The following is a 14097-nucleotide window of genomic DNA, read 5'->3' on the forward strand; positions in this document are numbered from 1 at the left end:
GGTCTTGATCGGGTGGTGGCGGCGGCGCAGCCAGGCGACGCGGCTGGAGTGGTACGTGCGGGGCTCCTTCTACGGCCAGCTCACGCTGTCGCCGGTGCTCATCGGCTTCCTGGTGCAGCTGGAGGTGAGCCGCACCGCGCTCGGGGTCGTCGTCGCGGGGTTCGTCGTGCACACCGTCGTGTGCCTGCTGCTCGTGCACGCGGGCATCGGCTCGTACCTGGGGCTGCGGCCCCGCCCGACGGGCCTGATCCTCGCCGGCGGCGCGCTGACCGCCGCCGGCCTGGCGCTCGGCTTCCTCGCCTACCCGCACGCGACCCCGGGCCGGCCGGACGGTCCCGCCACGGCCATCCTCATCGTGCTCGTCGTCACGTACGTGACCGCGCTGTGCGCCGCCGTCCGGCCCCGGGTCGTGCTCGCCGTCGTGGTCGGCAGCTGCCTCTTCAGCACCGTCACCAGCAGTGCCGGGGCGGCGATCGCGCTCGGCGCCCTGCTCGTCCCGATCATCGGCGCGTACCGGGTGTCGCTGTGGATGCTCGGCGTGGTCCGCGAGCTGGACCGCGCCCGGCACGTGCAGGCGGGTCTCGCCGTCGCCGAGGAGCGCCTGCGGTTCGCCCGCGACCTGCACGACGTGGTCGGCCGTACGCTGTCCGTCGTGGCGCTGAAGTCCGAGTTGGCCGCGCAGCTCGCCCGCCGGGGGCGCGAGGAGGCGGTGGCGGAGATGCTGGAGGTGCGGCGCATCGCCCAGGACTCGCTCACCGAGCTGCGCGCCGTCGTCGGCGGGTACCGTGCCGCCGACCTCGACGTGGAGCTGGCCGGCGCCCGGGCGCTGCTCGCCTCCGCCGGCATCGAGTGCCGCGTCATCGGCGACGGCGGCGCCCTCCCGCCGGAGCTGCAGGGCACGCTCGGGTGGGTGGTCCGCGAGGGCACCACCAACCTCCTGCGTCACAGCGAGGCCCGCACCTGCGTCGTCACCCTGCGCACCGGCGCCGACGCCGTGACGCTCACGATGACGAACAACGGCGTCCCGGCCTCGGGCAAGATCGTGTTCGGCGGCGGGCTGATCGGGCTGACGGAGCGGATCACGGCCCTCGGCGGCACCGTGACCGCGGTCCGCACCCCACCGGACGGCTTCCAGCTGCTCGTGTCGCTGCCGCTGCTGTCGCCCGCCCCGGCGGTGGTCGCGTGATCCGGCTGCTGGTTGCGCTGCGGGCCGCTCCGGCCGGTGGCCGCGTTGCGTTGCCGCTCCTGGTGGCCGCTCCGGCCGGTGGCCGTGTCGCGTTGCCGCTCCTGGTGGCCGCTCCGGCCGGTGGCCGTGTCGCGTTGCCGCTCCTGGCGGCCGCTCCGGCCGGTGGCCGTGTCGCGTTGCCGCTCCTGGTGGCCGCTCCGGCGGTGGCCGCGTGATCCGGGTGCTGCTGGCCGACGACGAGCACCTGATCCGGGGTGCGATCGCGGCGCTGCTCAGCCTCGAGGACGACATGGAGGTCGTCGCGCAGGCCGCCACCGGCGCCGAGGCGCTCAGCCTCGCCCGCGCCCTGCACCCGGACGTCGCCGTCCTGGACCTCCAGCTCCCCGACCTCGACGGTGTGACGGTCGCCACCACCCTGCACGCCGAGGTGCCCACCTGCCGCACGATGATCGTCACCAGCCATGGCCTGCCCGGCCACCTGAAACGCGCGCTCACCGGCGGCGTGCGCGGCTTCCTCGCCAAGACCGTCGCCGCCGAGGTCCTCGCCACCGTGGTCCGCACCGTGCACGCCGGTGGCCGGTACGTCGACCCGCAGCTCGCCGCCGAGGCCATCAGCGCCGGCGACAGCCCCCTCACCGCCCGCGAGGCCGACGTGCTGCGGCTGGCCGGCGACGGCGCCCCCGTCGACGAGATCGCCCGTCGCGCCGCGCTCTCCCCGGGCACCGTCCGCAACTACCTCTCCTCGGCCGTCACTAAGACCGGCGCCGCCAACCGTCACGAGGCGGCCCGCATCGCCCGTGGGCGCGGCTGGATCTGAGCCAGCAGGGTAAGATCTGCCGTCTCAATCCCCTCCGAGGAAGAACTCAATGAAGCTTGCATGGAAAAAGGCCGCGGCGCTGATCGTCGCGGCCTCTGTCATGGTCGGGGCGAGCGCCTGCGGGAGCAGCACGGACGGCGGAACGGCGGCCGGGGCGCCGGCCACCTCCAAGGCGCCCGAGCCGAAGGACGTGCTGCTGACCTCGCTGTCGCAGTACGACAAGGGCGTGTACTCGGTGGACTTCACCGGCCTCGACGGCGGCGGGCAGGCCGCGTTCGACGCGTCGAAGAAGCAGGCCTACATCAAGATGAACACCACCGACCCCGAGGCGAAGTTCACGATGGAGTTCCTGCTCGTCGAGCCGGACGCCTACGTGAAGATGGACATGGGTGAGCTGGCCAAGGTCATGGGCATCAAGAACCTCGACGGCAAGACGTGGATGCACGTCGACCGCACCAAGGTCAAGGACACCGGGAGCCTGGGCTTCTCCTCCAACGAGACCGACATGCTCGACGTCAAGGAGCTGCTCAAGAGCGCCCAGTCGGTGAAGGCCGACGGCGCCGGCAAGTTCACCGGCACCCTCGACCTCGCCAAGGGCGACGACTCCCCGATGACCGACGAGGACGTCGTCAAGGCCCTCGCCGACAAGGCGGCCACCGTGCCGTTCACCGTGACCGTCGACGCCGAGGGTCAGCTCAAGGAGCTGCTCATCGACGTCCCCGCCGCCGGTGAGCACAAGGCGCACCAGCTCAAGCTGACGGTGACCGGGTACACCGCCACGGTGCCGGCCAAGCCCACCGGCAAGGCCGTCATCGAGGCTCCGGCCGAGGTGTACGACATCTTCAACAACTGACCCACCCCAGCGGCTGCCGGAGTTACTGGTACGACTCCGGCAGCCGACTGGCCGGGTGCGCCCACGCGACCACGTTGGGCAGGGCCTGCTTCTCGAAGAACGCGACGATCTCCGGGTCGGTGTGGCGCAGGCTGAAGTGGGTCAGCACGAACGTCGTGGCAGGGTTGGCCTCGACGACCGGGCGCAGCTCGCTCCACACCGTGTGGCCGATGCGGCGGGCCCGCTCCAGCTGGTCGTCGCCGAGGAACGTGCACTCGGTGACGACGACCGGGTAGTCCAGCAGCCACGGCGACCGGGTGAACACGTCGGGCCGGGTGTCGCCGAGGAACGCGACCAGCGGCGTCACCACCTCGTGGTCGATCTCGACGCCCTCGCGGCGCTTCGCGGCGAGGAGCCGGCCGTCGGCCTTCAACGCCTCGAACTCGGGCTTGATCGCCCGCTTCACCGACGAGATCGCGAAGCCGACGCACGGCACCTTGTGCTCGCAGTCGACGACCCTGACCCGGTGCGCGCCGCGCTTGCCGATGCTGAACTCGTCGCCGCCGCGGACGCCGTGCAGCCGCGCCGCCGGGGCGAGCGACGGGTCGTAGGCGGCGTTGTGGTTCAGCTCGCTCGTCGCGCGGATGTAGCCCTCCGCGTACGGGACCGCGGCCGCCGGCAGGTAGATGTCGACGCCGGTCTCCTTGACCGCGACGTAGTCGAGGTCCTTGCTGTGGTCCATGTGCGTGTGGGTCAGGAAGACCGTGTCCGGCTGCCAGCCCTCGACGAGCCCGCAGTCGACGCCCGCCTTCAGCTCCGGCAGCAGGAAGAACGTCTTGTCGTTGGAGCGGGAGTAGCCGCTCATGGTGATGCCCGCACCGGGGATCGCCCACGACTTCCACTGCCGGAAGGGGTGCCCGCGGTCGAGCAGCTCGGCGTGCGCCATGACGCTCCCCTCCGGTCGGTGTCCAATGTCGACGGTACCGGCGGCGGCAACCCGATTAGGGCGGCACCGTCTACGCTGGGCGGCATGAGCGAGCTACCCGAGCGGGTGGACCACCGGCAGCTGCGCGCGTCCGATGCCGACCGGGAGCAGGTCGCCGAGGTCCTGCGCACCAGCGCGTCCGAGGGCCGGCTGGACCTGGACGAGCTCGACGAGCGGCTGCGCGCCGTGTACGCCTCCCGCACGTACGCCGACCTGGAGCCGCTCCTCGCCGACCTGCCCGCCCACTCATCGGCCAAGGTCAATCTGGACGGCGTCCAACCGCCGCGCCCCGGCGACGTGGCCGAGCGCAGCGGCGCAGTCGCGGTCATGAGCGGCTTCCACCGCCGCGGCGCCTGGATCCCGCCGCGCCTCTTCACCTGCCTGGCATTCTGGGGCGGCGGCACCATCGACCTGCGCGACGCCCGCTTCCTGTACGGCGACCTGAAGATCCGCGCGTTCGCCGTCATGGGCGGCGTCGACGTGATCGTCCCCGACGACGCCGCGGTCGAGGTCACCGGCATGGGCGTGATGGGCGGCTTCGACCACGGCGCCGCCACCGCCGGCCGCCACGGCGCCCCCCGCATCGTCGTCACAGGCTTCGCCTTCTGGGGCGGCGTAACGGTCCGTCGCAAGGACCGCAAAGACCGCAAACACAAGGACTGATCCCCCGACCAGGGCCAGCCGGCGGGCGGATGCACGGTGACCCAGCGCTGGAGACCGGGGGAGAGGCGCACCGCCCGGGGCGGTGTCTCTCCGCACCGCCACCTTTGAGCGCCGACCACCGCCGTCAAGCGACCGGCAACTCCGTGTCCTGGTTGATCACGACTGCGTCGGCCTGCTCGACCTACCCGGCGTCCGTCCCTACCTCGCCTTCACTCGCCGCCTGGTCCCACGGCCGCATCCCCAGCGAAGCCGCGTTCGCCGGGATTACCCCATTCCCCGCCGGCTCCGGACGCACCACCCGCCACCGGCTCAACCGCGGCGGCGGCAACACGTTCAATGCCGGCCTCCGCAACGTCGTCAATTTCGCTGCGGCGTGAACCACCCTGCCGCCGAACGCCGAACTCCTTCGAAGACTGAATGGCTGATCCGGTCGTCGTTGGTTGGCTTGACCTGCCCGGCGTCGGTCCCGTCGTCGCCCTTGCTCGCGGCCTGGTCCCGCGGCCGCATCCCCCAGCGAGGCCGCGTTCGCCGGGATCACCCCACTTCTGGCCGGCCCCGGCCGCACCGCCAGCCCAACCGCGGCGGGCGACAGCACCTTCAACTCCACCCTCCGCGACATCGTCACCGCCGCCGTCGCATGGACCAGTTCGCCGTCGAACGCCGAATCCCTTCGAGGATCGAATGGCGGATCCAGTGGTCGTCGGTCTGCTTGACCTGCCTGGCGTCGGTCCCGTCGTCGCCCTTGCTCGCGGCCTGGTCCCACTGCCACCTCTCCAGCGAAGCCGCGTTCGCCGGGATTACCCCACTCCCCGCCAGCCCAGCCGCACCACCCGACCAACCGAGGTGGCGACAGTACCTTCAACGCCGCCCTCCACGACATCGTCACCACCGCCATCGCATGGACCACTTCGCCGCCGAATGCCGAATCCCTTCCATGATCGAATGACGGATCTGGCTGTCCGGACGACCGGATCTGCCATTCGATCATGGTCTGGCGCGCGGTGGTGCGAGTGGGTCGGGCATATGCGAAATGTCGGATAAATCCGGGCGCTTGCGCCTGGATTTATCCGGGGCGGAGGGCGTTGGGCTCGGCGGGGAGGGCGGCGGGGTTAGGTGGTGCGGGTGTGGAGCATGCGGCGGACGATGTCGATGCGTTCGGTCATGTACTTGGCGACCACCGGGGCCACGTCGGCGGTGACGGTCTCGGCGCGGCGCAGGTAGGGTTCGTCGACGCCGTGCAGTGGGAAGAGCCGGTTCGCGAACACCATCGCCGGGGTCATGCCGCCGCGGTGCAGCTGCGGCGCGAGCTCCAGATACCGGGCGGCGAACGGCGCGAGGGTCGCGTCCTGGCCCGGGCGCCAGAAGGTCGCCATGACCGCCTTCACCTCGTTGATCGGCACTGAGCGGTCGACGACCACGGCCTGCCAGACGGACTCCTTCACCGCCGGGTCGGGCGACGCCGCCCGGACCCCGGTGGCCCGGACCCATGCGTCGGGGTCGGGGTCCACGCCGAGCAGCGCGTCGATGTCGGCGTCGACGGTGCCGCCCAGCTCGGCCGCCCGGGCGAGGGCGCGCCACCGCAGGTCCACGTCGTCGCCGGCCCGGGAGCGCAGCCACGTGACCTCGTCGAGGTCGGCGGCGGTGCGGGCGAGGGTGCGCAGCGCCACCTGCGCCTGGTCGGGGTGCTCGGCGAGTTTGCGGCAGGTCGCGGCGACGGATTCGATCAGCTCCGGGCGTTCGGCGTCCGGCGACCACCGCTCGGCGACGTCGGCGGCGAGCGTCAGGTACGGCTCGATGACCGAGCCCGACGTCTCGGCGAGCAGCACGCCGGTGAGGCAGCGCACCGCCTCCGCCGCGGACACCTCGCCGGTGAGCAGTATGTCCCAGACGGTGGCGACGGCGACCCCGCGGGAGATGGCGCTCGGCAGCGCCGTCGCGGTCGGGAAGGGGGAGGGGCGGGTCGTGGCGAAGGTCAGGTCCTCGTCGTTGACCAGGTACAGGTCGGCGCCGGAGGGCAGGTCGACCGGTGTGGTGGGGCCGGCGATCTCCACCTGGACGAGGGCGGTCCGCTCCAGCCGTTCGCCGCCGTCGCTGCGGTACGCGCCGACCGCCAGGACCTGCGGGCGCGGGGGACCGTCGGGGCCGCGGGCGTCCAGGACGAAGCCGTCGCCGGTGTGGCGCAGCGTGATCCGGTCGGTGCCGGCGGTCTCCAGCCAGCCGGTCCGCCAGGCGTTCAGGTCCCGGCCGCTCGCCGCGCCGAGCGTGTCGATGAGGTCCTGCAGGGTGGTGTTGCTCCAGGCGTACCGCGCGAAGTAGGTGGCCATGCCGGTCGCGAAGTCCGCCTCGCCGACGTAGCGCATCAGCTGGTGCAGCACCGACGCGCCCTTCGGGTAGGTGATCGCGTCGAAGATGGACATGGCCTGCGCGACGTCGTGGATCGGCTGGCGGATCGGGTGTGTCGCCGGGCCCTGGTCGGCGAGGTACGCCAGGAGCTTGCCCTCGGCGAGGTGGCCGGCCCACGCGTCGGTGAACTCGGTCGCCCGCTCCGCCGCCCAGTTGCAGGCGAACTCGGCGAACGCCTCGTTGAGCCACAGGTCGTCCCACCAGCGCATCGTGACGATGTTGCCGAACCACATGTGCGCCATCTCGTGCAGCAGCACCTTCGCGCGCAGCTCCCGCTCCGCCGGGGTGGGCGCCGACCGGTACATGAACGAGTCGGACCACGTGACGCAGCCGTAGTTCTCCATCGCGCCGCCGAACTCGGGGACGAAGACCTGGTCGTACCGGCGCTGCGGGAACGGCATCCGGAACACCTCGCCGTAGAAGGCGAGCCCCTGCCGGGTCAGCGCGAAGAGCTCGTCGGCGTCGCGGTCCAGCACGGCGGCGAGGGACCGGCGGGTGAGCAGCCCCAGGTCGTGCCCGTCGACCTCGCGGCGCACCTCGTGGAACGGTCCGGCGTTGACGACCGTGTTGTACGCCGACAGCGGCGGCGTCGCGGGGAACTGCCACCGGCGCGCGGCACCGGCGGTGGTGACGACCGGGTCGCCGCTGTTGCTCACGACCGTCCACTGTGGTGGCGCGAGCACCGTGAACTGGTGCGGCGCCTTCAGGTCCGGCTGGTCGAAGCACGCCCACACGAAGTGCGCCTCGTCGGGCTCGAACGACGTCCACACGTAGATCTCGCCGTCGGCGGGGTCGACCGCCTTGTGCACGCCCTCGCCGTCCTTGGTCTCCGCCTGTACGGTCTCGACCCGCAGGTGGTTGGTCGCCTCGAGGCCCGGCAACGGGATCCGGCCGTCCTGGGCGGGTGGCAGCGGGACGCCGTTGAGCTCGGCGCTGACGACCTCGGCGGCGCAGTCGACGAAGCTCTGCGCGCCCGGCTCGCCGCAGGTGAACCGCACCTGCGACACGCACCGCACCCGCGGCCCGGACGGCAGCTCGGTGAGATCGATGTCGATCGCGTAGTGCTCGACGGCCAGCAGCGCGGCCCTGTGCTCGGCTTCGGCCTGCGTCAGGCTCGGGTTGCTCATCCGCCGATCCTAAGGCGTGGATAGATTGCCAGCATGACCATTACTGACCTGGTGCTGAGCGCCCCCGACCGGCCGTACAGCTGAACGAGCGGACGAGGTGATCAGGCGCCGCGGTCGATGCCGGCGCGCTCCGCCGCCACGTGGAAGAAGTCGCCGCCCTTGCGGCGCGCGTCGTCGGTGCCCCACGCGCGCTCCTCGGCGGTGACCTTGCGCAGCCGCGGGATGTGTTTCGCGCAGTGGATGTACGCCTCGTCGACGTGCAGGTTGACCCACCGCTCGGCCCGGCGCCCCGGCACGGTGTCGCTCGGCAGCGCGGGGAACGCCCGGCGCATCTCGGCGTCGGGCACGATCGTGGCGCGCCCGTTGATGTGCAGCCCGATCACGTCGCGCAGGAAGTCGACGAAGACGATGCCGACGTGGGGGTTCTCCACGATGTTGCCGAGGCTCGCCATCACGCCGTTGCCGCGGTACTCCGGCCACGCGACCCGCCCCGGCCCGAGCACCTGCACGAACCCCGGCGGCCCGGCGCGGAACGTGCAGTCGCAGTGCCCGAGCGCGCTCGCCGTCGCGACGAACATCATCTCCTGCCGGCCGACGAAGTCCACCATGTCGGGGTTCAGCTCCGGCAGCACCTGCTGCTGGTAGAACCGCTCCGCCCGCTCGACGGTTCCGAACCGGGACTGCAGCAGGTGCTCACCCGCGGTCCCCGGCAGGTGTGTGCTGGCCATCGTGTCCACCGCTGCCTCCAACGTCGACCCCCGAAGATCGCAGTGTTCCACGCGTGCAACCGTCCCGTCGCACAATGTGTACGTCGGTGCCGTCCCCCGCCGGGACGGTTGCCGGCGCTCCCGTCACAGGCGCCCCGGCGGCCACGGCACCGCACCGGCGTCGCGGTGGTGCGCTCGTGGCGCTACCGCTCCGCACCTGGCTGCAACTCACCTGTCGGGCGATCGGTCCGATGTCAGGAAGCGTCGGAGGTCGGCGGTCGAACAGGCACGAGGGGGAGCTTCATGGCGAAGGACGAGAAGGACAAGGCGGCGGCGGAGGATGCCCCCAAGAAGGGCGGCAAGAAGAAGCTCATCATGATCCTCGCGATCGTCCTGGTCGCGCTCGCCGGTGGTGGCGCCGGTGGGTACTTCATGTTCGCGCCGAAGAAGGCGGAGGCCGAGGTCCTCGTGGCCGGGATCGTCGTGCCGCTGGACGCGATCACGATCAACCTCGCCGACGGGCACTACCTGAAGCTGAAGATGACGCTGCAGGCGACCGACAAGGCGGCCGAGGCCCCGGACGGCAGCAAGGCGCTGGACGCCGCGATCTCGCTGTTTAGCAACATGGACTCCAAGGAGCTGCTGACCAACGACGGCCGCGAGAAGTACAAGACGCAGCTCAAGGAGAAGGTCGTCAAGGCCTACACGGTCGACAAGGAGAAGGAGATCATGGACGTGTACTACACCACGTTCGTGATCCAGTAGTCAGCGACGGCTCAGGCGGACTGGCGGCGCAGCGTGAGGTACGGCACGGCGCCCGGCTCGGGCTCGTAGCGGTCCACCTCGGCGAAGCCGCGCGCCTCCGCGAACCGGACACCGGCGGTGTTCGCCGCCCAGACCACCGTCTCGACCGCGGGGGCGGCGTGGTCGGCGGCCTGGCGCATCGCCCGGTCGTACAGTGCCGAACCCAGCCCACGGCCGCGCCACTGCGGCAGCACCCGGACGATCACCGTGGACGCCCCGCCGCCGGCCTCGGGCGGGCGGACGGTGGTGCAGCCGACCAGCACGTCACCGTCGTAGGCGACCTCCAGCAGGTACTTCTCGACCCGTTCGCGCGCCTCGTCGGCCGACATCGCGGCGTCCGGCACGACCGTGTTGTGCACCAGCCGCCAGTCCTCGAGCGTGGCGTCGTCGGTGACCGGTCCGATCCGCAGGCTCGACATGGCCGCGACCATACGGCAACGGCGCCCGGCACGATGGCCGGGCGCCGTTGAAGCCAGCGCTGAACGTCTGCTCAGAGCGCGCGGCGGCCCCGGCCGGAGATGCCGGCCACCAGCGCCACACCGACGGCGGCGAGCAGCACCTGCACGACGAGCTCGCCCCAGTCGACACCGGGGGTGTCGGTCGCGATGCCGACCGCGTTCGCCAGGACGGTGCCCAGCAGCGCGGCGACGACACCGACGACCATGGTCAGCAGGATCGACATGTGCTGCCGGCCCGGGACCACGAGCCGCCCGAGCGCACCCACGATCAGACCGACGATCAGCGCGGTGATGATCCCAGTGACGGTCATTGCTCCTCCTGAACTCGTTGCTTCCTGTGTGCCTCGGCCTGCTCCCGCTCCGCCTCGGCTCTGCTTCAGTGATGCCCGTGCGTTCCTGATCCGAAACCGATCGCACCCGTCATCCGAAACCGATCGCACCCGTCCTCGATCGGGACGGCACAACTCCGGCAAATCGGCTATCGTTACGCGTCTATGAGAGTCCTTGCTGTTCTCGCCGCCGGAGTCACCGTCGCCGCGACGCTGGTCACCGCCACCACCAGCGCGTCCGCCGCGGCGGCGCCGGCCACGCTGCCCGCCGGTCAGTTCACGCTGTCGGCGAACTACCACCAGTTCGACGCGGTGAACTCGGCCCTGGTGTCCACGCTGGGCACCGCGGCCGTGCACACCGTCATGGACAACGCCAACCACGACCGGACCGGGATCACCGACTCGCTCGGGATCAGCTACGAGACCGGCTTCTCGTTCGACTCCGGCGACGACAACGACTGCACCAACTACCCGCAGGGCATCACCACCAGCCGGGACGCCATCGGGACCGCCAACAGCGGCAACTACGACGGCCACCAGCTGATCCTGGTCAGCTGGTACACCAAGGACGGCTGCGACAGGGCGTCCTCGCGCAGCCGGATCACGCTCGTCGACTGGGACGCCACGTATCCCAACAAGTACCGCAAGGTCCTGCTGGTCGAGCCGACCGGCACGACGGCCGCCCCCGACTTCAAGGACATCAAGATCCACGCCGGTGGCGTCTCGTGGTTCGGCGACTACCTGTACGTCGCCGACACCGGCCGCGGCATGCGGGTCTTCGACATGCGCAAGATCCTGAAGACGAACACGGGCGGGACCGCCGCGCAGATCGGCCGGCAGAACGCGACCACCTACTACGCGCACAACTACGCGTACGTGCTGCCCCAGATCGGCACGATCACCGCGGCGACCACGTCGGGCACGAACCTGGCCTGGTCGTCCATCTCGCTGGACCGGGTCAGCCGGTCGATCGTCATGACCGAGTACACGTGCGCCTCCGGCTGTGCCGACTACCCCAACCGGCCCCCGCGGGCGGTGCGCTTCCCGTTCGCCGCCGGCGCCACCACGTTCGCCGCGAGCACCACGGCCAGCCAGGCGCTGCAGCTTCCCTGGTACAAGCTGAACGGCGTCGCCTCGCACAACAACCGCTGGTGGTTCAACTCGTCCGGCTCCAAGCAGCTGTACTACTGGACGCCGTCGGCGGGCTCACACACGTACGCGTGGGTCAGCGGCGGCGAGAGCATCAGCTACTGGGAGGACGCGACCGAGGCGGACCTGCTGTGGTCGCTGCAGGAGCAGGTCGGGCACCGCAACGTGTTCGCCGTCAAGCAGGCCAACTTCGACGGGTAATTCGTTGTACGGCGGGCGGGGCGCCTTCCTACCCTGGGCGGACCATGTCGACCACCAAGCGGCCCGATCCGCGCCTCGCCCGCACCGATGACTCCTGGCTGACCCTGCCCAACCCGCACGGCGTGCCCGTGGAGATCTGCGCCGCGCCCGACGTGCCGATCGAGTCCGCGGCGGTCGACGAGCTGCTGACCGTCGTGGAGACGGCGGCCACGCTCGACGCCGTGGGCGCCCGGCTGGACCGGGTCGTGTGCACCCCCGACTTCCACAAGGGCGCCGGGATCCCGATCGGCACCGTCCTGCAGACCACCGGGGCCCTCATCCCGCAGGCGGTCGGCAACGACATCAACTGCGGCATGCGGGTCGAGGCCACGTCGCTGACCGTCGACCGGGTCCGGCCGCACCTGGACCGCCTCGAGCAGCACCTGCGGCACCTGTTCTTCGAGGGCGGCCGGCGCATCGGCCTCACCCCCGCGCACCGCGAGGGCCTGCTCCGCGACGGCCTGCCGGGCCTGCTGTCCGCCGGTGTCCCGTCCGGCGCGGAGGGCGCCTGGGCGCAGGTCCGCCCCGACGACTTCGCCCCGGACAACCTGCACGCCGCCGGCCACCCGGTCACGTCCGCCGCCGGCTTCGACGACTGGATCACCAGCGGCGGCGGCACCAGCTACGACAGCATCATCGGCAGCGTCGGCGGCGGCAACCACTTCGCCGAGCTGCAGTACGTCTCGGAGATCCACGACGGCGCGGCCGCCTACGCCTGGGGCCTCGCCCCGGGACGGGTGGTGCTCATGGTGCACACGGGGTCGCTCTCGCTCGGCCACCAGGCCAACTCCACCGGCCAGGACCAGGCCCGCGCGCTGTGGCCGCGGGGCGTGCCGATGCCCCGCAACCGCATCCTGCCCATGCTGCTGACCGACGAGGGCTCCGCCCGCATCGGGAAGTACCTGACGGCGTTCGCCAACGCGGCCAACTTCGCCATCGGCAACCGCTTCTTCCTGGCCCTGATGATGCGGGCCGGGCTCGCCGCCGTCGCCGGACAGGTCGATTCGCGGCTGGTGTACGAGTCGCCGCACAACCTCCTGTGGCCCTCGCCCGACGGCACCGTCGTGCACCGCAAGGGCGCCACTCCCGCCGCGGGCCCCGGCGACACGACCCCGTGGGGCGAGCCGGTCATCGTGCCGGGCTCGATGGGCGCCCCCAGCCACCTGCTGCGCGGCCTCGGCAACCCGCGCGCCCTGCAGAGCGCCTGCCACGGCGCCGGCCGCAGCGTCCCGCGTGGCTCCGCCTCCCGCGGCAGCGACGCCGAGCTCGACGCGTTCCTGGAGGAGTTCCGCGTGGTGACCCCGCTGAACCACCGCGACCCGGCCCTCGCCGGCCGCCGCGACATCCTCGACGCCTGGCGCCGCGACCTCAAACAGGAGGCTCCCTGGGCGTACAAGGAGGTCGGCCCGGTCGTCCGCACCCTGGAGACCGCGGGCGTGGCCACCCCGGTCGCCGAGCTCCGCCCCCTCCTCACCGTCAAGGGCTGACCCCCGGCGCCGCGGGGCTACGCCGAGATGGTGCAGGCGGTGTCCGTGTAGTGACCCCGGTCGGGCAGCTCCGCCGGGACGTCGACCGTGATCTGCTTGGCGTTGTTGCGTTCGTCGGCCTCCGCGACGTACCCGGACGGGTCGATGACGGCCGTCACGACGATGGTCCGGCCGCGCGCCGCAGTGACCTTGGCCGCGGGCAGCTCGACCCAGCCGTAGTTGACGCCGGGCCGGTCGGTGAACGTCGTGACGTAGTCGAGGGCGCCGTCATCCTTCAGGTACTGGATGTCGCCGTCGACGCCGCCGGTCGCGAGGCGGACGCCGATGCCGCGCAGATTCGTGCCCATCGACAGTGTGCCCCGGGCGATGCCGCGGACGGCGATCCAGACCACCAGATCGTCCGTGACGGCGTTGGTCCAGCTGCCGACGTGGCACGGCCGGTCGGTCGTCGCCAGCGCCAGGCTGAGGTCGCCGGTCGGTGCTTCCGTGGGGGATCCCGCGGCGGTCGCTGACGCGGACTGGCCGGTGAGCGCCTGATCGCGCGCGCCGGGCCCCCGGTTCAGGGCGTACACGCCGACCGCCAGCAGCGCGACGGCGAGCAGCGCGGCCACGGGGGCCACCACCGCCGGCCGGAGCAGTCCCCGCCGGGGCCGGCCCGCCTTCGCCAGCACGTGGCCGCCGCCCGACGCCTCCCCGGGCACCGCCGGCGCCGCTTCCGGCACCGCGCCGGAAGCAGTCTCGGGCGCTGTCTCGGGCGGCGTCCAGGACACGGTCTCGGGCGGTGCGGCGGGCACGGTCTCGGGCGGTGCGGCGGGCACGGTCTCGGGCGGTGCGGCGGGCACGGTCTCGGGCGGTGCGGCGGGCACGGTCTCGGGCGGTGCGGCGGGCACGGTCTCGGGCGGTGCGGCGG

General features: G+C 71.9%; 13 protein-coding genes and 1 pseudogene. 8 read left to right on the forward strand and 6 right to left on the reverse strand.

Annotation, left to right across the window (positions count from 1 at the left end; all coding sequences use genetic code 11):
* Window positions 1-4 precede the first annotated feature (4 nt).
* From AB0J72_RS51595 to AB0J72_RS51610, 4 genes are read left to right on the forward strand one after another with little or no spacing between them, the layout of a single operon-like run.
* Window positions 5-1186 (forward strand): histidine kinase, encoded by a 1182-nt coding sequence (locus tag AB0J72_RS51595; protein WP_363414151.1) that lies wholly within the window; start codon window positions 5-7, stop codon window positions 1184-1186.
* Complete coding sequence (locus tag AB0J72_RS51600; RefSeq protein WP_363414154.1) at window positions 1183-1401, forward strand: hypothetical protein; 219 nt, start codon at window positions 1183-1185, stop codon at window positions 1399-1401. The genes AB0J72_RS51595 and AB0J72_RS51600 overlap by 4 nt, the downstream gene beginning before the upstream one ends.
* A complete protein-coding gene (locus AB0J72_RS51605; RefSeq protein ID WP_344499366.1) occupies window positions 1398-2003 on the forward strand; it encodes a response regulator transcription factor in 606 nt (201 codons plus the stop codon). The genes AB0J72_RS51600 and AB0J72_RS51605 overlap by 4 nt, the downstream gene beginning before the upstream one ends.
* A gap of 49 nt (window positions 2004-2052) precedes the next feature.
* A complete protein-coding gene (locus tag AB0J72_RS51610) occupies window positions 2053-2856 on the forward strand; it encodes a hypothetical protein (RefSeq protein WP_363414157.1) in 804 nt (267 codons plus the stop codon).
* Window positions 2857-2878: 22 nt separating this feature from the next.
* On the opposite strand, the gene AB0J72_RS51615 is transcribed toward AB0J72_RS51610, so the two are convergent.
* Window positions 2879-3781, reverse strand: coding sequence for an MBL fold metallo-hydrolase (locus AB0J72_RS51615; RefSeq protein ID WP_363414160.1), 903 nt, complete (start codon window positions 3779-3781; stop codon window positions 2879-2881).
* An 84-nt stretch (window positions 3782-3865) separates the two neighbouring features.
* On the opposite strand from AB0J72_RS51615, the gene AB0J72_RS51620 reads away from it, so the two are divergent.
* Window positions 3866-4483, forward strand: coding sequence for a DUF1707 domain-containing protein (locus AB0J72_RS51620; RefSeq protein ID WP_363414162.1), 618 nt, complete (start codon window positions 3866-3868; stop codon window positions 4481-4483).
* Between the two features lie 1109 nt (window positions 4484-5592).
* Here the strand turns inward: AB0J72_RS51620 and pepN are convergent.
* Window positions 5593-8013 (reverse strand): aminopeptidase N, encoded by a 2421-nt coding sequence (gene pepN, locus AB0J72_RS51625; RefSeq protein WP_363414165.1) that lies wholly within the window; start codon window positions 8011-8013, stop codon window positions 5593-5595.
* Between the two features lie 101 nt (window positions 8014-8114).
* Window positions 8115-8741 carry a pyridoxamine 5'-phosphate oxidase family protein gene (locus tag AB0J72_RS51630; RefSeq protein ID WP_363414168.1) on the reverse strand — a complete coding sequence of 209 codons (627 nt, stop codon included), beginning with the start codon at window positions 8739-8741 and terminating at the stop codon, window positions 8115-8117.
* A gap of 282 nt (window positions 8742-9023) precedes the next feature.
* Between AB0J72_RS51630 and AB0J72_RS51635 the strand changes: the two genes are divergently transcribed.
* Complete coding sequence (locus AB0J72_RS51635; protein ID WP_363414171.1) at window positions 9024-9485, forward strand: flagellar basal body-associated FliL family protein; 462 nt, start codon at window positions 9024-9026, stop codon at window positions 9483-9485.
* 11 nt (window positions 9486-9496) lie between these two features.
* On the opposite strand, the gene AB0J72_RS51640 is transcribed toward AB0J72_RS51635, so the two are convergent.
* Window positions 9497-9943 (reverse strand): GNAT family N-acetyltransferase, encoded by a 447-nt coding sequence (locus tag AB0J72_RS51640; RefSeq protein ID WP_363414174.1) that lies wholly within the window; start codon window positions 9941-9943, stop codon window positions 9497-9499.
* A gap of 71 nt (window positions 9944-10014) precedes the next feature.
* A complete protein-coding gene (locus tag AB0J72_RS51645) occupies window positions 10015-10293 on the reverse strand; it encodes a GlsB/YeaQ/YmgE family stress response membrane protein (RefSeq protein ID WP_363414177.1) in 279 nt (92 codons plus the stop codon).
* A 183-nt stretch (window positions 10294-10476) separates the two neighbouring features.
* On the opposite strand from AB0J72_RS51645, the gene AB0J72_RS51650 reads away from it, so the two are divergent.
* Entirely contained in the window at window positions 10477-11661 is a 1185-nt protein-coding gene (locus tag AB0J72_RS51650) for a hypothetical protein (protein ID WP_363414180.1), read from the forward strand.
* Between the two features lie 44 nt (window positions 11662-11705).
* Entirely contained in the window at window positions 11706-13187 is a 1482-nt protein-coding gene (locus AB0J72_RS51655) for an RtcB family protein (RefSeq protein WP_363414183.1), read from the forward strand.
* A gap of 17 nt (window positions 13188-13204) precedes the next feature.
* On the opposite strand, the pseudogene AB0J72_RS51660 reads toward AB0J72_RS51655, so the two are convergent.
* Window positions 13205-14097: pseudogene (locus AB0J72_RS51660) on the reverse strand (hypothetical protein); the annotation flags it as partial.

The sequence above is a fragment of the Dactylosporangium sp. NPDC049742 genome, assembly GCF_040674675.1.
In the GTDB taxonomy this organism is placed as follows: domain Bacteria; phylum Actinomycetota; class Actinomycetes; order Mycobacteriales; family Micromonosporaceae; genus Dactylosporangium; species Dactylosporangium maewongense.